The organism is Terriglobus albidus, from assembly GCF_008000815.1.
In the GTDB taxonomy this organism is placed as follows: domain Bacteria; phylum Acidobacteriota; class Terriglobia; order Terriglobales; family Acidobacteriaceae; genus Terriglobus; species Terriglobus albidus_A.
Map to the genome: position 1 here is coordinate 2,903,993 of NZ_CP042806.1, position 20,654 is coordinate 2,924,646.

At 55.9% G+C, this 20,654-nt stretch carries 19 protein-coding genes; 6 read left to right on the plus strand and 13 right to left on the minus strand.

Annotated elements, in window-relative coordinates; all coding sequences use genetic code 11:
• Window positions 1-50: 50 nt before the first annotated feature.
• The 8 genes from FTW19_RS11555 to FTW19_RS11590 form a co-directional block, all read right to left on the minus strand.
• Window positions 51-1,205 carry a phage major capsid protein gene (locus FTW19_RS11555; RefSeq protein WP_147647765.1) on the minus strand — a complete coding sequence of 385 codons (1,155 nt, stop codon included), beginning with the start codon at window positions 1,203-1,205 and terminating at the stop codon, window positions 51-53.
• A 216-nt stretch (window positions 1,206-1,421) separates the two neighbouring features.
• On the minus strand, window positions 1,422-1,673 hold the full coding sequence (locus FTW19_RS11560) for a hypothetical protein (protein ID WP_147647766.1): 252 nt from the start codon (window positions 1,671-1,673) through the stop codon (window positions 1,422-1,424).
• Window positions 1,674-1,690: 17 nt separating this feature from the next.
• On the minus strand, window positions 1,691-2,137 hold the full coding sequence (locus tag FTW19_RS11565) for a phage terminase small subunit P27 family (protein ID WP_187143427.1): 447 nt from the start codon (window positions 2,135-2,137) through the stop codon (window positions 1,691-1,693).
• A 343-nt stretch (window positions 2,138-2,480) separates the two neighbouring features.
• Window positions 2,481-2,696 carry a hypothetical protein gene (locus tag FTW19_RS11570; RefSeq protein ID WP_147647768.1) on the minus strand — a complete coding sequence of 72 codons (216 nt, stop codon included), beginning with the start codon at window positions 2,694-2,696 and terminating at the stop codon, window positions 2,481-2,483.
• A gap of 4 nt (window positions 2,697-2,700) precedes the next feature.
• Entirely contained in the window at window positions 2,701-3,036 is a 336-nt protein-coding gene (locus FTW19_RS11575; protein WP_147647769.1) for a hypothetical protein, read from the minus strand.
• A 2-nt stretch (window positions 3,037-3,038) separates the two neighbouring features.
• Window positions 3,039-3,269: a hypothetical protein gene (locus FTW19_RS11580; protein ID WP_147647770.1), complete on the minus strand. Its 231-nt coding sequence runs from the start codon at window positions 3,267-3,269 to the stop codon at window positions 3,039-3,041.
• Entirely contained in the window at window positions 3,266-4,534 is a 1,269-nt protein-coding gene (locus tag FTW19_RS11585) for a bifunctional DNA primase/polymerase (protein ID WP_147647771.1), read from the minus strand. The genes FTW19_RS11580 and FTW19_RS11585 overlap by 4 nt, the downstream gene beginning before the upstream one ends.
• A 45-nt stretch (window positions 4,535-4,579) precedes the next feature.
• Window positions 4,580-4,813 carry a helix-turn-helix transcriptional regulator gene (locus FTW19_RS11590; RefSeq protein WP_147647772.1) on the minus strand — a complete coding sequence of 78 codons (234 nt, stop codon included), beginning with the start codon at window positions 4,811-4,813 and terminating at the stop codon, window positions 4,580-4,582.
• A gap of 518 nt (window positions 4,814-5,331) precedes the next feature.
• On the opposite strand from FTW19_RS11590, the gene FTW19_RS25805 reads away from it, so the two are divergent.
• From FTW19_RS25805 to FTW19_RS11605, 3 genes are all read left to right on the plus strand, one after another.
• Complete coding sequence (locus tag FTW19_RS25805) at window positions 5,332-5,931, plus strand: hypothetical protein (RefSeq protein WP_187143428.1); 600 nt, start codon at window positions 5,332-5,334, stop codon at window positions 5,929-5,931.
• Window positions 5,932-6,424: 493 nt separating this feature from the next.
• A complete protein-coding gene (locus FTW19_RS11600; protein ID WP_147647773.1) occupies window positions 6,425-7,432 on the plus strand; it encodes an acyltransferase family protein in 1,008 nt (335 codons plus the stop codon).
• 187 nt (window positions 7,433-7,619) lie between these two features.
• A complete protein-coding gene (locus tag FTW19_RS11605; RefSeq protein ID WP_147647774.1) occupies window positions 7,620-7,934 on the plus strand; it encodes a glycoside hydrolase family 95-like protein in 315 nt (104 codons plus the stop codon).
• Window positions 7,935-8,761: 827 nt separating this feature from the next.
• Here the strand turns inward: FTW19_RS11605 and FTW19_RS11610 are convergent.
• Window positions 8,762-11,185, minus strand: a complete 2,424-nt coding sequence (locus FTW19_RS11610; RefSeq protein WP_147647775.1) for an ABC transporter permease — start codon at window positions 11,183-11,185, stop codon at window positions 8,762-8,764.
• Between the two features lie 192 nt (window positions 11,186-11,377).
• Here FTW19_RS11610 and FTW19_RS11615 point away from each other — a divergent pair, with 192 nt between their 5' ends.
• The 3 genes from FTW19_RS11615 to FTW19_RS11625 are packed head-to-tail and all read left to right on the plus strand — an operon-like array spanning window position 11,378 to window position 14,153.
• The gene (locus FTW19_RS11615; protein ID WP_147647776.1) at window positions 11,378-11,776 is read left to right on the plus strand and encodes a GntR family transcriptional regulator; all 399 of its coding nucleotides are present in this window, start codon (window positions 11,378-11,380) and stop codon (window positions 11,774-11,776) included.
• Window positions 11,773-12,708 (plus strand): ABC transporter ATP-binding protein, encoded by a 936-nt coding sequence (locus tag FTW19_RS11620; RefSeq protein WP_147647777.1) that lies wholly within the window; start codon window positions 11,773-11,775, stop codon window positions 12,706-12,708. The genes FTW19_RS11615 and FTW19_RS11620 overlap by 4 nt, the downstream gene beginning before the upstream one ends.
• Entirely contained in the window at window positions 12,705-14,153 is a 1,449-nt protein-coding gene (locus FTW19_RS11625; protein ID WP_147647778.1) for a hypothetical protein, read from the plus strand. Before FTW19_RS11620 ends, FTW19_RS11625 begins: the two co-directional genes overlap by 4 nt.
• 118 nt (window positions 14,154-14,271) lie before the next feature.
• Here FTW19_RS11625 and FTW19_RS11630 read toward each other — a convergent pair whose 3' ends face one another.
• The 4 genes from FTW19_RS11630 to FTW19_RS11645 form a co-directional block, all read right to left on the minus strand.
• Window positions 14,272-14,598 carry a hypothetical protein gene (locus FTW19_RS11630; RefSeq protein ID WP_147647779.1) on the minus strand — a complete coding sequence of 109 codons (327 nt, stop codon included), beginning with the start codon at window positions 14,596-14,598 and terminating at the stop codon, window positions 14,272-14,274.
• A complete protein-coding gene (locus FTW19_RS11635; RefSeq protein ID WP_147647780.1) occupies window positions 14,595-17,807 on the minus strand; it encodes an efflux RND transporter permease subunit in 3,213 nt (1,070 codons plus the stop codon). Before FTW19_RS11635 ends, FTW19_RS11630 begins: the two co-directional genes overlap by 4 nt.
• On the minus strand, window positions 17,807-19,288 hold the full coding sequence (locus FTW19_RS11640) for an efflux RND transporter periplasmic adaptor subunit (protein WP_246153693.1): 1,482 nt from the start codon (window positions 19,286-19,288) through the stop codon (window positions 17,807-17,809). Before FTW19_RS11640 ends, FTW19_RS11635 begins: the two co-directional genes overlap by 1 nt.
• Before the next feature lie 98 nt (window positions 19,289-19,386).
• Window positions 19,387-20,646, minus strand: a complete 1,260-nt coding sequence (locus FTW19_RS11645) for a TolC family protein (RefSeq protein ID WP_147647782.1) — start codon at window positions 20,644-20,646, stop codon at window positions 19,387-19,389.
• Between the last annotated feature and the right edge of the window lie 8 nt (window positions 20,647-20,654).

The window sequence follows — 20,654 nt, forward strand, 5'->3', positions numbered from 1 at the left end:
AACACACAGCGCGGAGCCGCCATAAAGACAGGCCCCGCGCTGCATTGATCTTATGCTGGCGAACTGGAAAACGTTCCTGTGACATAGCTCGCGGGGCGTTTGACCACAAGGACCAAGCGCTTTTCCGCTCTCACAGCAACGAGGTTTTTTACGAAGTAGTCTTGATGCTCGGTAGAAATTTCCACCTGCATCTCCATCCGATCACGAATTTGCGAGGCGATGGGACTGCCGGAGCCGACAAGGAAGGTGCCGTTGGTGATGCTGGTGGTGTAGACCACGTCGAGGCCGAACAGCGATGGGCGGGCATTGGTCTGCGGGTCACCCAGAATGTAGCGTCCGAAGCTGTCCTTGGTCAGGCGCATCTCGAACCAGTCATTCGGATGAAGGATGATGAACGTCGGATCGAGTTCCTTTGATGCCGTGATCTGCTGGATGGCGCGACCGACGATGTCAATCTTGTTCCAGCCCTTCGTCGGTGAGAGCAATCCGGTATTGAAGCTCGAAGCCTGAGTGATGAGGCCGTGCAGGTTCTCACCAGTGTTATCGCCGGAGAGAAGCTGAAGTTCCTCTTCGAGGTTGACATAGTACGGCAGCGTCGAACCAATGAAGCTGTTCAGTTCCACGAAGTCGTCCAAAATCTGCTTGGTTGCAGGAATCCAAGTGGCGATGGTCCGCACCTTCTCGGAGACCGAGGTGAAGGTGACGGCGTTCTCCGGCTTGGTGCTGGCTTCCACGACCGGCGATGCGATGTTCATCGGCGTGTTGACCTTGACAAAATCAACAACTTGCATCGAGGTCGGTGCCGCGCTGAGCAGATCGCGGACCTTCAGAACCTGCCGCGCTTCCTGCGTGATCCCCGGAATCCTATCGATCTGAAGCACACCCGATACAGCCTGTCCGACTGCTGCCGAGGTGATGGTGGTCTTACGTTCGAAGTCTGCGAAGTCCTTGCCAGACAGGTTGATTCGCGCCACCCCTTTGCGGTCACGGAGAAGGCGGGCGACGTCTTCGTTCTCCTTGAGCTTCTCGGAAAACGATGGCCCGGATATATCCGCCGAGTGCTTCTCAGCGAGCTTGATGTCCAGAAAATCCACTTGCTTCTGTAGTTCTTCTAGCTGGCTCTTTGGCGCAGCGTTTGCGATGCCCTCTTTAAGGGTAGCAAGCGCGTTTTTGAGTTCGAGGTCAAGGCTGTTGGGCGTAGGCATGGTGAGGCGCTCCTGTTATTGCACAGAATGGGGTTGGTGATTTCACCCCGAGTGCAGGGAGCGGCTCGGACGGGCGCTGGTACGCGGAGACTTCAGAACGCGAGTGCTTAACTACGCGGGTCGCGGAGCCTCGGAACGCCTGTTCCTGATTATGCACCTATACGTCGGGGTGAGGCCGAATTTTCTCGCTCGGTGTTTTCATGGCTTGGCTCTTCTTTAATGAACTATGGTCGGTGGTCCCGGTGGAAGCGGCTCTGGCTCCGGCTGGCTGGCTTCGATGATCTGTTGGTGGCCATAGACAGCCTTGCCGAGTAGCGAAATCTCCTTTTGCATCGCGAAGATCACTTCGTCCTGAGCGGCGATTCGCTTCTCCTGGTCGCGCACAAGACCGATGAACATCGTGATAACGTCCCTTACATCTGCTTCGATGGTGGGGTCTTCGGCGGGTAAAACATTGTCGTTGTCCATTCACGTCTCCTTTGGTCCTACATGATCTTGAGTTCAAGGGGATCGATGCCGCCGTTGTCGCCGACGGTCTGGATGCGGGTCCTCGATGCAGGCGTCAGCCCGAATTCTCTGAGCTGCCGGCTCACGATCTCGGCCTGCGCGTTGATGATCGACAGCAAAGGGGACTGCTGCACGTAGCCGCTCCCCGTCTTCATCAGCAGGCCCGAGTGTGAGCCTTTCGCTGCGGTCTTCACCATCAGCGTCTGGGCTTCGATCAGGGTCGCGTAGGCCTGACACAGAATCCCGAGCGCAACGCCATCGCTTTCGCTCAAGACCCTCATGCTCAACAGGAGCGGCACCAGCCTGCGCCATTCACGACGCGCAGCAGCGGTGAGGTGCTTGGGCATCTCCGGAGCACCAGCAAGTGGTATCGGCTCACGATCTGGCAGCGGTCGATGCGACCTGTTGCCTTCAAAGATCTTCAACGCGGTTGGTTTCCTTGGCGGTCCCGGCATGTTATTCACCTTCGTCTCCATCTTGAACCAATCCCCCCGTACGCCAACCTGCGATTTTTCGTGAAAGAGGTGCCTGCGGTACGGGGTCTGTTTTTCCTAGAGATCAAGACCGCCCTCGCCTTGCACGTTCCGGTATGTGACAACTAACTTACTTTGCACGTGGCGGGAGGTGATAAATAACTCGCCCGCACCACTTACTAAGTCGCCTTCGACAACTTACTACGCAGGCCCGCGTTGGCACGGAAACGGCCCGTCCTGCTGTCGCCACGCTGTGGAGCATGGGTTATAACCTTCCATCGCTTCAGCGGCTCTCCTAGAGCACTTCGTTGAGTGCTTGGTCGAAGCGTTCGTCTTCTTCGCGGCGACCTTCCAGCAGCATCAGGATGTGCAGGTCTTCTTCCATGCGCTTCTCTTGAAGCTGGGTCCAGCATCGCTGCATGCGTTCGGCACGCTCTTTGTCTTCGTCGCTGATGGCGCACTTGGTCAGCTCATCGATCAGGCGTTGCATGCGCTGGGCGGTTGTCATCATTGGATCACTCCTTCGCCGGCTTTAGCCAATCTGCTTCTGCTTGGGAAGCCGCTTTAATTAGTTCGATGACAAGCGACCTCCGTGGCTCCGGTAGGAGATCGACCAACTGCGAAAGCGGAAGGTTCGGGTGTTGTTTCCGAACATCGTCGGTCAGGAAGGCTACTTCCTTCGCAATGGCAAGTTCCTCGTCGATCTTTTGCAGTTCCGCTTCTGCGTCATCTTTAGCGGCCTGAGCCCATGCCACGAATTCCTCAACCTCCATCTCGCCAGCGTCGCTGGGTAAGTTGAGGTCTGGGTTTTGCACCGCGTTGAGCAGCTCGGGGACTTCCTTCACTTTCATAGTTATGCCTCCTTCGGGAATGGAATGATCTCTGGAAGTTCATCGAGCAGAGCTGCGAGGCGTGACCGTTCTGGCTCCGGCAGGTATAGCCCAAGCTCAAAGATGCGAACGTCCGGGTGCTCATCTCGCACCGGTGCAATCAGGTTCTCGATCTCGTCGCAGATAGCAAGGCGGCGTTGATCTTCAGCGGCCCTTGCGCTTGCTGCGTGGTTGTTATGGTCAAACGTAGTCATTGTTGCCTGCGTGACCTGCAAGTCTGACGTGCGCGTTCGCAGCGCGGCGTGGTTCTGTATCTGGCGCGTCCGCCAACAGCGGATCGGAGCGCTGTAACAGTTGATCGAAAGTCGTCGAGGGCGATGGCCTGCATGAATTGGTGTTTGCGGAGCGCTGCTGTACCACTAGGGCTCAGTCCCACTAGACCATTAGTGAGACTAGTGGGACCTTTTAGTGGGACACTTACCCGGTAGGTCGCAGCTCTTTTGTGGGGAATGCAAGGCTGCACTAACTCCAGTTTTCCTTCTGCCACGGCGCGTTGACGGTAGCGCCGAATGAGACTCCAGTCGCAGCCGAACAGGATCGCGATGCGTTCCAATGGCAGAGCAATCGGTAAGCCTGGGCGCTGACCCTGAAGTTGCTTGAAGAGAGCCACGAACCGCGCGTACGTCGATTCATAAACGCCCGCATTCATAACTTCCCACGCTGCTTCCAACGGATCAGGGCCACCCACTGGGTAACGAGATACGCTCGCGGCAATTGCCAGAACCTCGTTCTTCTCTAAGGGCGGTATGCAGCGCCGGAAGTTCGCTTCGAGGAGAAAAGCTTCCAGTTGCTCATAGGTCATGCCGCGTCTGCGCTCCGCTCCAGCCAACCGCGTTAGGCCGTCGTTTCGCTGGTTCTCGTACAGCTTGCCGATAATGTTCGGCTGTTTCGAAGTCGGCGTGGCCAAGAGGTGCAACAGCCATTCCGGTGTCGGAAGAACTGCAGCATCTGGATTCACCCAGCGATATTCGTGGCCGGACGGATGGAGTGAGGGCGGGGCGATTACATAACCTCCGTCCCCACGCACATCTAAGCCAGGCCGCAGTCTTTCGACGCTGTTGCGAATGCTGACGTCCTGCGGATACTTGAAATAGCAATGCCTACCGTGCGCCGTGATCGCGGTCAATGTTTGCAGCCAGAGGTCGCCATACCTGCTGGCCATTTCGCGTAAGGACACCGCGCCCTTCTCTCCGTCGACATCCAGCACCCAGATGCCTGAACCGGTACCTGTCTTGACGGCCCAGTTACAGCCCCGATGAGTGACGGCCCACTGTTTGATGATGGACGGCTCGCAGGTTGCCTTATCCGGCCAGTTTGTCAGGACAGGCACTTTGTCTTTCTCCTTGCAGGGATGGAGCCTCCAACCCCTCGCAGCGAGGCGAAGCACATCTTCAAGAGAACCTGTTGAGTCGGATATCGCACGGCGACGACGACGATGTGGTAAGTTCGACTTGTCCATGGGGTAGTCCTCACTCTGGCCCTGCTGGCTGCTCCGGCAGGGCTTTTACTTGCGCCGCCGTGGACGCGGGGCGGCGGGAACCTCAGGTGCAGCAGCGATACGGGCCTCGACCCAGCGATTGACATCAGCCTCCAGCCAGCCGACCGCCCGCGCGCCCAGTCTGCGAGGAGCAGGAAACAGACCGGCGGCGACCATGGCATAGATTGAACTTTTCGAAAAGGGCACCCGTTGCTGTACAGCGGGCAAACGTAAGAAACTCTGACGTTCCAGGACATTCATGGACGGCCTCCGTCGCTACAGGAATAAGTTCCGTAGAGTACGGTAACGCGAATCATTTTTTGCCTGACGTCACTGCGGGCCAAAACGGCTTTCCCATGCGTGCCATGTTTGCCATGTTTCCCATGCTTCCCAGGAATTGCCTCAAAATGCCTCGAAACCAGTGCAAAAAAAAAGCGCTTGACAAGCCCTTTAGAGATTTCACTACGGCCTGTAAGTCGTTTGAAAATTAGAGTTGCGGGCAATCGGGAGGATGTGCAACTGGGCCTAAGCAGGGCAGGGAAAGCATTCAAAGAAGAAAAGCCGCCAGAGAAGCGGCCCGTTCATATCCGTTTATTGGGGGTATAGCTGGGGGTATTTCTCTCAGTATTGAAGCACTATCTCTATATGATTCAGATACTTACATAGAGAGCAGGACTCCTGCCCGGGTCACCATTCATTTCAATCACTTAGCTTTCAGAAGCCCTCCATCCGGCTCCACCGCCCGTACCGTCTCCCGCATCGCCCTGCAGATGGTCCAGATGGTCAACAGCACCTTTGAGGCGGAGATGACCATCGCCTTCGGCGCCCGCAACATCGAGCTCACCCGCACCCTCCACCGCCGCGCCGTCCAGCTCTCGCTCATCGTCTCCGTCACCATCGTCGCCGGCATGATGCTCTTCGGCCCCTGGTTCCTCACCCATTGGACCCACGGCCACGTCCCGCCCAGCCGCGGTCTGCTCGGAATCCTGCTGCTGGTCGTCATCCTCTTCTCCCTGTGGTCCACCAGCTCCACCCTGATGACCTCCACCAACCAGCACCAGAAGCTCGCGGAATGCTTCAACCAGGTACTCGAAGAAAAAGGGAAGCGCGGTAATACCCCAATCTGCTCTGCCGACTGCTCTAGAACCGACCAAATAGCCCAGTCGCCCAGATCGTCGTCGATCAACTTCCCGCTCTTGGAAAGCGGCCGTAGCAAGCGGCCGCCCTCGATCTTGGCCGCAATCATCCAGGCATCGATTCCGTGCTTGACCCATAGCGGAATCGCCACGGTGCGGACTCTGCCTCCTTTCCCACTAAGATCGGGCAAGACCCAACAGCCCTCGCGCATCTCGATACCGCCAACGTCCGCCAGCTCCTGACGGCGCAAGGCGCAGCCCAGCATCAACGCCAAAATCGCATAGTCCCGCTTGCCCTTGATCTTGGAGCGGTCCGGGACCGAGATCGAACGGGTCCTCGAAGTGAACGAACTGCACGTTGTTTCCGCAGAGGTTGTCGAGGCCGCACGAGACAGCCTAGTGATAGGGCAGGGTTGAGCGCCGTTCACTCATACGCCAAATAACGACAAAAGATCTACGACAAATAGCTTCGCACACTACACAAGTGTTGCATCGATCCATTGAGACCGCCCCGTATTTCGGGGGATTATTCGGTTGGCTGACTCGCGGACATTATGGCCCCAATTCGGGCACTACTCGGGATCGCTTTGAACACCGAAATAATTCCTCTCGTTGGTTTTTTCGCCCTCGTGACATAGCGATGGCACTCAACGCCGAAGAGATTACGACGGTGCCTGAGGCGAAGCGCGAGAGTCTGGAGGCGCGGCCGGAGAAGGTGCTGCGGTAGTATTGCGACATGCGCGTCGCTCAACTGGATGGTCTGCGAGCCCTGGCGGTAGTGATGGTGTTCGCGCACCACTCGCTGGGAATCCCACTGCTGTGGAGTGGTGTGGATCTGTTTTTTATTCTTTCCGGATACCTGATTACCTCCATTCTGTTGCGGAATCGGCAGAGCCTGGGCGCGATGCTAACGAGTTTTTACAGTCGGAGGGCAGAGCGAATTCTGCCGGCTTACGTGCTGTTTCTGTTGTGTGCTTATCCGTTTGTGCGGCAAGAGTGGCATCACAACTGGATCTACTATGTAACGTTTCTACAGAACATCCCATACGCATTTCACCTCGGCACCATGACTGCGTTAGTCCCGCTTTGGTCGCTGGCGATCGAGCAGCATTTCTATCTGGTGTGGCCGCTGCTGGTATTCTTCCTGCCGAAAAAGTGGCTGGTGCCGAGTATGCTGGCGCTGCTGATTGGAACACCGGTGTTGCGCGCGGTTTGTACGCCGCTGTTTTCAACCTCAGAAACGATCTATGCGTTTACACCGTTCCGGATGGATGCTTTGGCAGCAGGGGCATTGATGGCCCTGACCCTGCCAACGTCGAATGCGGAGAAAGTAATCCGCTGGGGAAAGGTCTCAATGGTGTTGGGAGTGGTGGCGTACGGAGTGCTGGCCTACCACCACCCCTGGTTCAATCGCACTGTAAATCTGTGGCCGTTCAATGCGCTAGCGTATTCGCTGAATATAGCGATTTTCGGCGGGTTGCTGATGTGTATGATTGTGGCGAATGATGGTTGGCTGGCACGGCTCCTTTCGAACCGGGCGCTGGTGTGGCTGGGCAGGATCAGCTACTGCTTTTACCTCTTTCACCTGCTGGTCATTGAGCAGATGCAGCACTACTTCGCGAAGATACCGGCTGCGATAGCAGCATTTGTTGTGACGACAATGATTGCTTCGGTGAGTTGGGTGCTTCTGGAGAGTCCGGTGTTATCACTGAGGGCGTCGAAGCGCATCAAGGTTGCCGTCTGAGCCATCTGGTATACGAGATAGTAGCAACGTCGCGAAGCAGCAAGTGGCGAGCGCGGCAGTCCATCTCACTCACTTGAAAGTGAGAGGAGAGATATCACCTTCTCGTGCTAATCGTCATCGTCTCCTCGGCCAGCTGGGCGTCTTTCAGGCCGACGGCAATTTTGGTGTGACTGTCGGAGTCGGCGAGATGCTACTGCAAAGCCACGAGGAAGTCGTCGCTCCTCTCGCCGCTCTTCCGAAGGCGTGGCCGAAGGGCAGCTATCGCGGCTTGCTAGCTCGCGGCGCCTTTGAGGTCTCCGCAAACTGGTCAAATGGACACGCGGATCGTTTAGAAATTCTTTCTCGGGCTGGTGGTCCACTCAAGCTGCGCTATCCGGCAATTGCGGGTGCTACGGTTCGCACTTCGAGCGGTAAGAGTGTCATGTTTAAGCGTGTGGACAACGCTGATATCAGTTTCGACACCACGGCTGGCGAAACATACGTCCTTACCGCCATTCCGTAATCGGCCTCCACAAGGGGATTGTTCAAAGGCTGCTTTGATGCAGTACGACATTCTGACAGATTGGTACAGAACCCGGTTTGATCGATGTTTCGGAGCAGAAGTTTGTCGGTGTAGCGCAGCAATCCACGAGCGGCCCCTCATACCTTGGAAGAATTCATTCTCGCAGACAGGGATGTCTTGAACTCTTCGTGATACGAGAACACCCTCCGGAAGGAGGGTGTTCTTTTTATTTGATCCCGGGGTTTGGCGGAACTGGCGTTCCAGGCTTGGTTGGCGGCTCACCGCCATCAGAGTCCCCATCATCGCGGCGCTTGACGTAAAGCAAGTCTGTCATTATTTCTCTTCCCAAAGAGTTTATGGTGAAACTTCTTAATGCATTGTTTCGGCTTCATCACCCAATCCAATAGAGCCTTGCAAAGAAAAATTTGAAGTGCGTGCTAGCGCTCGTCAGTCGGCCCTCGACTTCGGTGCCCAAGAGTTCGTCGACCTCGATAACGACGCCATAGAAGATGTTGGAGCCTCTCGGCCTGAAAGTAGCGGAAGCTAACAGTTTTGGCTTCCTGGAACCGGAATTGATCGCCACCGCTGAGATGATCCTCGTCTAGAGCATTTTCCCTGTTGCTGGGTATCCCGGGGGGCGCGTGCAGCGGCGTTTTCATTACGGAAAACGCCCATAGATCCACAAGCCCTGCACTACACCTACAGGAGAATGCTATCGGAGGAGTGCCCCGGAAGCAGGGCGACGATTCCCGGAGCCACAATCCTGGTCGGTGATTCTCGCACCGTCTCAAAGTGCAACGGAGCCTTGAGACCGGGCGTTGCATCACTCACTCGGAACGAAGTGCCTGCATCGGCTCAACTGAGGCTGCGCGCCACGCTGGGATGAGGCATGCAATCAAGGCCGCAAAGAGCAGAACGAGCGAGACGGATGCAAATGCTGAGATGTCCATGTGGCCAATTCCATACAGCGTCTTCTGCATGCCCCTACCAACGAAGTAGGCTCCGATGAGGCCTAATGACAGTCCGATCCCGGCGAGAATAAGGCCTTCGCGGACAATCAGGGTCACGACCCGGCTTCGATCCGCTCCAAGGGCCATTCGAAGAGCAACTTCATGCGTGCGTTGTGCCACGGAGAATGACATGACTCCATAGACTCCGATTGCGGCAAGCACAAGAGCTACCACCGCGAAGCAGACGAAAAGAATGAGGGTAAATCGATCGTTTGAGAGAACCAGATCCCGGACCTCTTCCATCGACCGAGGCTGCGCCAGGGCGATTTCCGGGTCGACAGAATGAATAGCTGCAGCGATGCTCTTGGTCATGGTTCCGGGATCATTGATCGTTCGAACACCAATACCCGCGGTCGACCAAGGGATTTGCCAGAAGGGAATCTCCATCTCTGGCCTGTCCTGGCGAAAGCCGCCGCTGCGGACGGTGTGATAGACGCCGACGATCTGCCATTCGACAGCTGGTCCAAGCTTGGTGACGCCGGGGATCAGCTGTTCGACTGAGACGCGTTGCCTTAGCGGATCACTGCCTTTGAAGTACTTCTTTACGAACTCCTCATTGACGACTGCCACCTTTACGCTCGCAGCCGTGTCCTGATCCGTGAAGCCCCGACCTTTCACGATTTGGATACCGAAGGTTTTGAAGAAATCGGGTGTCACCATCCCAAAGCCTGTATTCGGCCGCATGGAGGGATCGTTGAATGCCGGCTGTCCAACGATGGTGAATGGCATTCCGAATCCCGCGCCGAAGAGAGGGAGGCCAGTCATGGCGGAGGTCGAAGTAACCCCAGGGACTGCACTGACCCGGTCAAGGATTTGCCTGTAATACGCCACGATCTTCTCGGGGTCTTTGGGGCGGGAGTCAGGAACGGGAAGGAAAAATGTCAGAACATGATCGGTGCGAAGACCGAGGTCGACGCGCAGAAGATTGAGAAAGCTATGGATGGCGAGACCTGCTCCAGCCAACAAGGCGAGCGCCAATGCAAATTCTCCGATGACAAGACTCTGTCTCAAACGATGTCTGCCGCTGCCGACTCCCGTGCGGTTGCCTTCTTTGAGTGTTTCGCCGGGATCGACGCGTGAGGCATACCAGGCGGGAGCGCTTCCAAAGAGGAATCCGGCCAGAGTTGTAGCGATAAGCGTAAATAGAAGGACCGGGAGATTAAGCGTGAGGTCGGCCTCTTTCGGTAGGGTCCCTTCAGGCATGATCGCAATGAGACCGCGAAGCAACGCATAACCAACTCCCACACCGAGCAGGCCGCCGGTTGTCGCCAGAAGCAGGCTCTCGGTAATGAGCTGCTCAAAGATGGTTCGGCGGCTGGCGCCGAGCGCCGCTCGCACGGCTAGTTCTTTCTGTCGCGCAAGACCACGCGCCAACAGCAGGTTGGCGACATTCACGCAGGCAATCAGGAGGATGAAGGCGACAGCTCCGAGCAGGAGCCAGAGCGTCTGCTTGCGTTCACTTGGAAGGAAGTCATTCTTGAGAGGTTCGACAAAGACTCCCCAGCCTTTATTGCTCTTCGGATTGTCCTGGGCAATGTGGAGGGCAACCGAATCCATGTCCTTTTGGGCTTGCTGTACGGTCACTCCCGGTTTCAGGCGGCCTATCGAGAGGAGCCAATGGAAGTCATGATTGAGTTGTTCCGGCTTGAAGACGAGGGGCACCGCGAGCTGGTCATTGCCGCGGTCATCGAGGCCCGGCGACAGAACGCCCACGACGGTATATGGCTGTCCATCAATCCGCATGGACTGACCAATAATCTTGCGATTCTCACCAAGATGCATCCAAAGCTTGTGAGTAAGAATCACTACGTGGTTTTTGCCATCGACGCCTTCTTCCGGCAGGAAGTCTCGCCCAAGAAAGAAAGGTCGTCCGAACATGGTGTAATACCCAGTCGTCACCTGTCTCCCATCAATGTTTTCAGGCTGTTCTTTGCTCGCGATATTGAAGGAGCTTCCAGTAAAGGCGTGGAGGTCCCGAAGCGTGGAATTTTCCCGCCTCCAATCGGTAAAGTCTCCTGCGGAGATTCCGTTGTGGAAACCTTGAATCTTAGACCAGACGACGACCAATTGATCGGGTTCTCGATAAGGAAGAGGAGCCAGCAGCGTCGCATAGTCAATGGTGAATATCGCCGTGTTCGCGCCAATGCCGAGAGCGAGGGTCAGCAGGATTGTGAGCGTCAGGCCTGGATTTTTCGCAAAGCCGCGGAGCGAGTAAAGCAGGTTACGGAGGAAACTCGACATCGTAAAACCTCTCGATTTCGTCTCGAGCGGTTCCTGCCCAAGATCTATTGATGCAGAGAAGAAAATAATTATCTCCGGGCCATTGACGCCGGTCAACCTACACAAAAGCGACGATTAAGCCTGTTATCGATGCCTTTCAAAATTTATTTGCTCGAGATCAAATTATGTGTACTATGCGTACTAGTACACGTCATGATTCCGTTTCGGCTTACCCCAAAACCCGGCGTTCCCATCTATGAGCAGGCAGTGTATGCCGCTACCCGTGCGATTGTCGCGGGTCAGATGCGTGTGGGCGATCCTTTTCCTTCCGTGCGCACGCTCTCTCGTGAGCTGAAGATCAATCCAAACACGGCCCACAAAGTGATTGCACAGCTGCTAAGCGACGGTCTGCTGGAATCTCATCCTGGCATTGGCACCGTGGTGGCAAAGCTTCCGCACTCCAGCTCAAGTGAGCGGACGGAGCTGTTAAATCGGCAGATTGAAGAGTTAGTGGTAGAAGCCAAACGGCTGTCGATCGATGTAGATGAGGTCACCGCAGCGATTGAGAAACACTGGCAGCGCTTGTCACAGCATGAAGAGGCCCATCGATGACGATCGTTGCGCCGGCAATTGAAGCCCGCCAGTTGAGTAAGCGCATTGGAAAGAACACGCTGCTTGCGCCGCTCGACCTCACGGTTCCGCGTGGAGCAATCCTTGCGGTGATTGGCGCCAATGGTGCAGGCAAAAGCACACTGATCAAACTGCTGCTCAACATGTGGGAGCCAACTACCGGCGAAGCCACCGTGTTGGGCATACCGTCGACCTCACTCCGCGGCGCAGCGTTACAACGGATCGGATATGTCTCTGAGAAACAGGAGATGCCGGAATGGATGACGGTCGGCGCTTTGATGGACCACTTACGGCCGATGTATCCGGTCTGGAACGACAGAGATCTGCTCGACGAGTTACAGCTTCCGTTGGATCGCCGGATCAAACACCTCTCCAGGGGAATGCGGATGAAGGCCGCTCTGGCAAGCGTGCTGGCGTTCAAGCCGGAGCTGTTGATGCTGGATGAACCATTTACCGGGCTTGATACTGCCATTCGCACGGAATTAGTGAAGGCTCTGCTCGGTCGGGCACATGTCGAGAACTCAGGTGATGCTACGACGATCGTGATCTCGTCGCATGACCTGGATGAGATGGAGAGTTTTGCGACCCACGTGGCGTTCCTGCATGAAGGTGAGTTGTTGTTTGCGGAGCCGATTGAAAAGCTGCTGACTCGATGCCGCGAAGTGACGGTTAGGTTCGGACAAGTGACGGCGGAGCGATCTATTCCGACGCTCGCCGAGGGTTGTATTGCAGCGGAGGCATCAGGCGCCATGTTGCGATTCGTCGATATGAAGGTGAATGTCGACGATCATGAAGGGGCTATCCGCGCGCTGATGCCGGATGTTGTGGATGTGCAGTCAGAGCCGATGAGTCTCCGATCCATCTTCCTGGCATTGAATCAGGAGAGCCGTGCAAACGACAGGAGCCGCGTATGAAACAGGCGATCTCATTGCTGTGGAAAGATTTGCGTCACCTGTGGCCGGAGCTAAGCGTCTACATTCTTCTGCTAACGGTTATGACGGTGGTCACGCCGCAGACATGGCTGGGCAGAGAACAGGCGGGTAGCTCGCTTGGCATGTTCGCCGATTTGCTGGTCTTCCTGCTTGCTGTCTGCTGGTTAGTACTCATTACACGCGTCGTGCATGGAGACCGGTTAGCGGGTGACGAGCAGTTTTGGGTGACACGGCCTTATACCTGGAGATCGCTGTTGGGTGCAAAGCTCCTGTTCGTTCTGTTATGCCTTATTACACCCTTTGTGCTGATGCAGTGGGCCATGCTGCATGCCGCAGGACTCAACCTGCTTGCGGCAAAGGCTGGTATGGGGCTCACGCTGTGGATGTTTGCTCTGATCGTCTGGCTCCCATTTGTCGTGATCGCCGCGGTGACGGAAAGCCTGGCTATGGCCTTCACGTTTCTGGCCGGAACCCTGATTGTGTGGGTGGGTGTGTTGATGTGGATTCTGTCCGCTTCGGCGATGCGCACGTCGCCTCCCTATGTCTTTGAGCTATTCAGCGCAATCTTTGGCAGTGCACTACTGGCGATTCTGATCTACCAGTATTCCAGGCGGCGCACGCCCCATGCTCGTCTTGCAAGTGCAACCACACTAGCGCTGTTTCTCCTGCTGGTCCTCGGATATGACAAGGGCCAATTTGGCGCACCGGTACGAGCGTTGATACGTCATTACTATCCGGTAGCGACGGCGGGGCCGCTGCACCTGACGTTTCTGCCTGGTCCTCTTTCCCATGACGAGCGCCGCGAGTCGCCCCAGCTTCCCCACGGTTATATCGAGGTAAAGCTCCCGGTTCACATAGAAGGAGTTCCAGCAAACCACCGGCTTCACGGCGCGAGTATCTTGGTGGATCTCAGAACTGACCATGGGAGCTATGAATCTCCGTGGCAGTCCGCGACGCTCGACGATCAGACCATTAGTTTCCTGATGCGCGAGAATGTCTTCGACCGTTTCGCGAGCGAAAGTACGACGGTACATCTTGAGATAGCTGTCGAAGAGCTACAGCCGGCGAGGTCGGGAACGATGGTGGCTGCAGACCGATTTCCTGGGCCTGCCAATGGAGTGTGTGAGCTGATTCGAGGCAGAGTGTATTGCCGCTATGCATACTGGATGAATACTCCCACCAGGATCGAGGCAAGGACCCATACCGGATCGTGCGATCAGGAGGGTCCCAGAACCCTCTCAACGGTCAGCCTGCATATGGCGCCAGACGGAACGAAACCCGATCCGGTCGCGAGCCAGGCACTTCTTTTTCAGGGACAAGTCTGTCAGGGAGATTCCTTGACCTTTATGGAGTACGCCTCCGGTAGGAACCTGCGGCTCCTGCTGGATATACCGCAGATCAAGTTGGCAGAGTATCGCACTCACTAGAGTAGCTGGTCGAGGGATTGCAAAAGGAGTGGAAGGTTGGAAAGCCCAAATACGGGCTTTCCAACCTTCCACTCCTTGTTATTTCCACTGCTCGAATGAGCAGCACAAAGCAACGGGATTACATTGCTCCTGGCGCGATGATGGAATCCACCTGGATGGTCGTTCCCGACACCTTACCCATGACCATCGCCTTTTGTCCTGCGAACTTGTCGATCTGGCTTTTATCTCCCTTCAGGATATAAACCTTAGTTCCAACCACAAGCGCATAATCTGACCCCTGCTTCGCGCATGCACGCGTGCATTCCGCAGGCTTGTCTTTCATCATGTGCTTTGTACCGCACATGGAATCCGTAACAGTTCCGGTGAAGGATTGGGCAGATTGCGCGAAAGTGGCAACGGCTGCGAGAACGAGTGTGCCCATGGCCATGACGACTTTGAGTTTCATTGCATTTCTCCTTTATTGGATGTGGGTTGAATGGCAACATCGTTGCGGGTTGAGGTGGAACCATCATGGCTGGAATAGAGCATCCCTCGCTTTAGAGCGCGCTCCTTCATCATGACGAAGAAAACCGGTACAAGAATCAGGACGTGGATGGTCGACGTGATCATGCCGCCAACGATCGGCGCGGCAATCGGTTTCATAACATCTGAGCCAATGCCAGACTCCCAAAGAATTGGAGCCAGACTGGCCAGCACGGCAGAGACGGTCATCAGTTTTGGCCGTAGGCGATGAACTGCGCCATCGATTGCAGCTTCTTCGATATCAGCATTCGTGAGTTGCTTTTTGGTCTGCAGCTTATGATCGAGCGTTTCGTGGAGGTAAACTACCATCACCACGCCTGTTTCCACGGCAATACCGAACAATGCAATGTAGCCCACGGCGACAGCGACACTGAAGTTGTAGTGAAGCAGCCACTGCAATAGCAAGCCTCCACTCATGGCATAGATCGTCGGAAAGATCAGGACCAGGGCCTCCGCGACCGAGTGGAAGACCAGATACAACAGCAGGAAGATGACGACGAATACTACTGGCAGGATGAGCCGCAGACGCTGCTTTGCGCGCAGTTCCAGTTCATATTCTCCAGACCACTGGAAGGAATAACCCGCAGGCAAGGTTAGCTTCTCATGCAGAAGCTTGCTGGCCTTATCCACAAATCCGCCGTAATCAGTGTTTTTCAGATCGATGTAGATATAGCCGGTGAGAGCGCCATCTTCATCGCGAATCATGGCGGGACCGCGACTGAAAGAGATACGCGCTACCTGTCCAAGTGGAATCTGCGCTCCGGAAGGTGTACCGATCAGCACCTTGTTCATCTGCTCAACGCTGTCACGAAAATCGCGCTGATAACGAACATTGATGGGATAACGCTCCCGGCCCTCGATATTTTCCGCAATATTCTGGCCACCGATACCCGACTGCACGGCGATTTGTACATCGGCAACCGACAGACCATATCGTGCAGCCTCAGTTCTGTTGACATCAATGTTGACGTAGAAACCCTGTGCTACTTTTTCCGCAAAGATCGAGCGCATCTCCGGAAGGCCGGAGAGCACATTCTGTATCTGCGATGCGGCCTGCTGAATGCCGTTCACATCTTTTCCCTGAACCTTGAGGCCCAAAGGGGTCTTGATGCCGGTCAGTTCCATGTCCAGACGATTCTCGACCGGCATTGTCCAGGTATTAGAGAGGCCAGGAAACTGAAGCTTCTCGTCCATCTCCTGAATGAGCTTTTCGTAGGTCATATCGGCCGGCCATTGCTCACGAGGCTTGAGCATAAGCGTCGTATCGTACATATCGAGAGGCGCGTTGTCAGTCGCGCTGTCGGACCGGCCTACAGCGCCGAAGACGCTTGCCACCTCAGGAAAGCTGCGGAGAATTTTATCCTGCCGCTGCAACAAAATTTTGGCTTGCTCGATGGAAATACCTGGCAGGGCGGTCGGCATGTACAACGTTGAGCCCTCATAGAGAGGCGGCATGAACTGGCTTCCCATTTTCGTCGCCAATGGGAAGGTCACGGCCAGAAAGATCAGGTTTATGGCGATCGTCAGCCAGCGATGACGCAGGCACCATCGAATGATAGGAAGATAGATCGCCCTGGTGAAACGCGAGATGGGATTGGCGTCCTCTGGCTGGAGCTTCCCGCGCATCAGCATGACCATCAGCACCGGCACCAGCGTGATGGCAAGGATGGATGAACCGCCGACAGCCAATGTCTTCGTCCAGGCAAGGGGGCGAAACATGCGTCCCTCCTGCGCTTCGAGCAGGAAAACCGGCATAAACGAGACGACGATAATCAACAACGAAAAGAACAATGCCGGCCCTACCTGTTTGGCTGCATTGATGAGGATCGTCTTTCGCTCAGGTTCGGTGACCGGTTCCACTGTATTTGCCTGACGTTCCGAAAGATGGCGGTAGCCATTCTCGACCATCACAATGGACGCGTCGACAAGCACACCAATCGCCAGAGCAATACCACCCAGCGACATGATGTTCGAAGTCACCCCAAGCCAGTACATCGGAATGAAGGCGGCCAGAACAGCGATCGGCAGAGCGAGGATGGCGATAAGCGCGGAGCGGAAGTGGAAGAGAAAGACGAGGACGACAACGCTGACGATGATTGCCTCTTCCAGCAGGTCGCGCTGCAGGGTCTTGATGGAAGCGTCTATCAGGGCAGACCGGTCATAACCTGTCGTGATCTGAACGCCAGGTGGAAGAGACGGCGCGATCTCACGCAGCTTCGCTTTGACTCCATTGATGACATTAAGAGCGTTCATGCCCTGACGCATGACGATGATTCCACCTACTGTTTCTCCGTCTCCATTCCACTCCGCAACCCCCTCGCGGATATCCGGCCCAAAGCTTACCGTCCCAAGATCCCGCAACAGGACTGGAGTTCCGTTTCTGCTGCTGACAGCGACGCTTGCAAGGTCTTCCAGTGAGCGCAGATAGCCAAGTCCACGGATCATGTACTCGGCTCCGCTGAGATCGAGCACACGCCCGCCAACTTCATTGGTGCTCATCTTCACTTTCTCGATGACAGTAGAAAGGGGAATTCCGTAGGCAAGTAGCTTATTCGGATCGAGCTGGATCTGATACTGCCGGACGTAACCGCCAATGGTTGCTACTTCCGCAACTCCAGGGACCGTCTCCAACGCGTAACGTAAGCGCCAATCCTGCAGGCTGCGCAAATCGGCAAGACTATGTTTACCGCTCTTGTCCACGATGGCGTACTCGTAGACCCAGCCCGCCCCTGTAGCGTCGGGGCCGATTGCAGGATGCACGTTCTCCGGAAGTCGTCCGCTGATCTGCTGAAGGTATTCAATGACGCGCGAACGCGCCCAGTAGAGATCCGTTCCATCCTCAAAAACCACGTACACATAAGAGTCGCCGAACATGGTCTGCGCGCGGACGGCCTTGACGTGCGGGGCGGCAAGCAGGCTAGTGACGATGGGATAGGTCACCTGGTCTTCAATGACATCCGGTGGTTGCCCCATCCAGTTTGTGTGGACGATGACTTGGACATCGGATATATCCGGCAGTGCATCGAGAGGAATGTGCTGCAGCGACCAGATGCCGGCAAGCGTAAGCATCAGAACCGCGGTAAAGACAAGGAAGCGATTCCGTGCGCAGATCTCGATAATCTTCGACAGCATTACATGCCTCCTGTCACGTTCATGCGCACTTGCTTCGTCGCGATCGGATGGCCGCTCTTCTGCGCTGTGATCGTCACCTGCCAGCTGCCGCCGGAGCCGAGCGCACCGCTCCCCTCATAGAGTCCATTGCCTCTATCCGTCAATGTGGCGTTGGTATTCATAGCAGACATCCCCATTGCCGGCATCGCAGCCATGTAGAACGTCACCGATATGGTTGCGCCGGTCACCGACGCCCCTTTGTTGTCCGTGAGCTTCACCCGGAAGACGTTGTTGCCTTTCTGCGCCGGACTGGGATCGGAGGTGAAGTCGATGGTCGCTTGAGATGCCTGAGACTGGCTTCCAGAGGCGGCAGCGCCACCAGAACCGGGAACAGGAGGCACAAACGAACCCGCCGCCGCCTGCAACTGACTCTCGGAATCGATAAGGAAGTTCGCCGAGGTGACGATCGACTGATGCGGCGTCAGCCCTTTGAGGACGACAAAGTCATCGCCGACGCGCGGACCGACCATGATCTCCTTCGGCTCAAGGCTTCCATTGCCATGATTGAGAAACACAAGCTCCCGCGTTCCCGATTGGAAAACGGAGGAAGCGGGCACAACAAGCTGACGGCCCAGACTGCTTTTGATCTCCGCGTTGACGAACATACCTGGCTTGAGTTTCAGTCCAGGGTTGGCTATTGCCAGGCGCACCCGAACGGTGCGTGTCGCCATATCTACCTGCGGCAGAATTTCCTCGATACTCCCTCCAAAGGTACGTCCCGGGTACGAATCCACCGTGATGGCAACGGCATCGCCGGGTTTCAGCCGGCCGATATCATTCTGAAAGATCTGCGCGTTGACCCAGACGCGGGAGAGGTCGGCCATGGTATATAACCTCGTCGATGGCTCCACGTAGAGATTGGGCAACGCGTTGCGCTCAGTGATGTATCCCGAAACCGGCGAGTAGAACGTCAGCTCGGTAACCGGCTTACCTGTCTCTTTCAGTTTGGCGAGCTCGCTCTGCGGCACATCCCATTGTTCGAGTCTCTGTTCGGCTGCGCCGGACAGTGTTGCCGCACCTGCCGCCACACCATCGATATGGCTCGATTGCAGGAGCTTCTGGTTCTGCTGTGCAAGCAGGTACTCCTGTTGGGTCGCCACCAGATCGGGGCTGTACACCGTGAATAGGGGATCGCCCTTGCGCACATACTGATAGGTTGCGTTGGCAAAGACCTTGCGGATGTAACCGGGAAACCGTACCTGCACGTAAGAGAGCAGTCGCTCATCAATCTCCACGGTACCGGTTGCACGAATATCATCACTGAGCTGTTTGTATTCGGCAGTACCGAGCTTTACGCCGATGCTCTGCATCCGTTCGGGTGTAAGCTGCACCGGAACCAGAGTGGCATCTTTCGACTCAGGCATGGGCGTGGCAACCTTCGAGGGATCGGTATCGGGTCCGGCAGCGACCTGCATATCGTCCGCCATGGGTGTTTTAGCCATTGGCGACGGTTGATTCTGATGGGAACGGTAGGCCCATATGCCCGCTGCTACTGCCAGAAAAGACATCCAGACGAGTGAGGTCCTCAAGACATATTTGTTCATCGCAGTGTCGCTCCGGTTAATGATTCGAGGTGGGCCAGCGCGGTCTCGTGATCCAGAAGAGTCTGCGCGTATTCAAGCTTCAGCGTGAGAAGGTCGGTAAAGTACAGCAACACATGCGTGAACTGATCTTTGTTCGAGGCGAATGCGCTGAGCACGGCTCGATATACCGCATCAGACTGTGGAACCAGCCCCTCGCGGTACTCCCTCAACAACTCCTCGTCCTTTGTTACCTGCACATACGCCTGTTGAACTCGTGAGAGCTGCTGTGCAAGATGCGCGTCAAAGGTCTTCTGCGATACGGTGAGTTGTTCCTGCGCTTCGGCAATCTCCGCGTCCACCCGCTTCTTGCGGGGAAAGCGGACATTCAGATTGAATTCGTAGTAGTCGCGATATCTGCGGTCGGTGTTCTGATACATATAGCCGACTTCAAAGTCAGGCTTGCCTTCGCGTTTCGCGGATGCAACCTGCGCATCCTGCTTTTGAATTGCATTCGCATCAGCCCGAATTTGCGGGTTGCTCTTCTTCACCAGAGACGACAACTCGCCAGCGGTGGTCTTCAATGGGGTTTCTGTCAGATCGTCGGTGATGACATCGGGTGATTGCTGGTCGCGGTTGAGCAGACCCTTCAGATGGGCCTGGATCTGGCCCATCTGTTGATGGTGCATGGTGATCTCGCGCAGGATCCTGGTTCGGTTCAACTGTGCTTCCAGCACATCCTGTTGCATCCCCTGGCCGACCTGATAGTGTGCAGTCGCGTCCTGAATAAGCAGATCAAGGACAACCTTGTTTTGCTGCAGGATGCCGAGCGTCTGTTGCAGGTAGGCAAGTTGGAGATAGTCAGATTTCACGCCATCGGCAATCCCGACTTTGGTGATATCGATCTCGGCCTGCTTCGTGTCTGCGTCACGCTCCGCTACCTGCCCGCGCAGCCTCAACTTCCCGGGATAGGGAAGCTCCTGTGAAGCCCCAATTCCGATGTAGGCAAAGTCGCTGTTCGTGTACCCGGCAAAGGGCTTCGGGCTGCCGACGCTGAGTTGTTGATAGGTGAGTTTGGGATCAGGGAGCGCTGTAATCTGTGGCGCCATCTGTCGTGCGGCTTTTGCAGTATGCTCCGCCGATGAAATTTGTGGGTTGTTCGCCGCAGCTTCGGCTAAAAGCTGCGACAAAGGGGTGCGTGTACTCGCGGCTGTTTCCTGTGCGCTGCCAGGAAAGGTAACGGCGAGTACGAGCGTGGCGGTCAAGAAGACCACGTTCATAGTGACTC

Coding starts and splice junctions, on each gene's coding strand:
- FTW19_RS11555 (WP_147647765.1), bottom strand. CDS start 1,205: ATGCCTACGCCCAACAGCCTTGACCTCGAACTCAAAAACGCGCTTGCT.
- FTW19_RS11560 (WP_147647766.1), bottom strand. CDS start 1,673: ATGGACAACGACAATGTTTTACCCGCCGAAGACCCCACCATCGAAGCA.
- FTW19_RS11570 (WP_147647768.1), bottom strand. CDS start 2,696: ATGATGACAACCGCCCAGCGCATGCAACGCCTGATCGATGAGCTGACC.
- FTW19_RS11575 (WP_147647769.1), bottom strand. CDS start 3,036: ATGAAAGTGAAGGAAGTCCCCGAGCTGCTCAACGCGGTGCAAAACCCA.
- FTW19_RS11580 (WP_147647770.1), bottom strand. CDS start 3,269: ATGACTACGTTTGACCATAACAACCACGCAGCAAGCGCAAGGGCCGCT.
- FTW19_RS11585 (WP_147647771.1), bottom strand. CDS start 4,534: ATGGACAAGTCGAACTTACCACATCGTCGTCGTCGCCGTGCGATATCC.
- FTW19_RS11590 (WP_147647772.1), bottom strand. CDS start 4,813: ATGAATGTCCTGGAACGTCAGAGTTTCTTACGTTTGCCCGCTGTACAG.
- FTW19_RS25805 (WP_187143428.1), top strand. CDS start 5,332: ATGGTCAACAGCACCTTTGAGGCGGAGATGACCATCGCCTTCGGCGCC.
- FTW19_RS11600 (WP_147647773.1), top strand. CDS start 6,425: ATGCGCGTCGCTCAACTGGATGGTCTGCGAGCCCTGGCGGTAGTGATG.
- FTW19_RS11605 (WP_147647774.1), top strand. CDS start 7,620: ATGCTACTGCAAAGCCACGAGGAAGTCGTCGCTCCTCTCGCCGCTCTT.
- FTW19_RS11610 (WP_147647775.1), bottom strand. CDS start 11,185: ATGTCGAGTTTCCTCCGTAACCTGCTTTACTCGCTCCGCGGCTTTGCG.
- FTW19_RS11615 (WP_147647776.1), top strand. CDS start 11,378: ATGATTCCGTTTCGGCTTACCCCAAAACCCGGCGTTCCCATCTATGAG.
- FTW19_RS11620 (WP_147647777.1), top strand. CDS start 11,773: ATGACGATCGTTGCGCCGGCAATTGAAGCCCGCCAGTTGAGTAAGCGC.
- FTW19_RS11625 (WP_147647778.1), top strand. CDS start 12,705: ATGAAACAGGCGATCTCATTGCTGTGGAAAGATTTGCGTCACCTGTGG.
- FTW19_RS11630 (WP_147647779.1), bottom strand. CDS start 14,598: ATGAAACTCAAAGTCGTCATGGCCATGGGCACACTCGTTCTCGCAGCC.
- FTW19_RS11635 (WP_147647780.1), bottom strand. CDS start 17,807: ATGCTGTCGAAGATTATCGAGATCTGCGCACGGAATCGCTTCCTTGTC.
- FTW19_RS11640 (WP_246153693.1), bottom strand. CDS start 19,288: ATGGCTAAAACACCCATGGCGGACGATATGCAGGTCGCTGCCGGACCC.
- FTW19_RS11645 (WP_147647782.1), bottom strand. CDS start 20,646: ATGAACGTGGTCTTCTTGACCGCCACGCTCGTACTCGCCGTTACCTTT.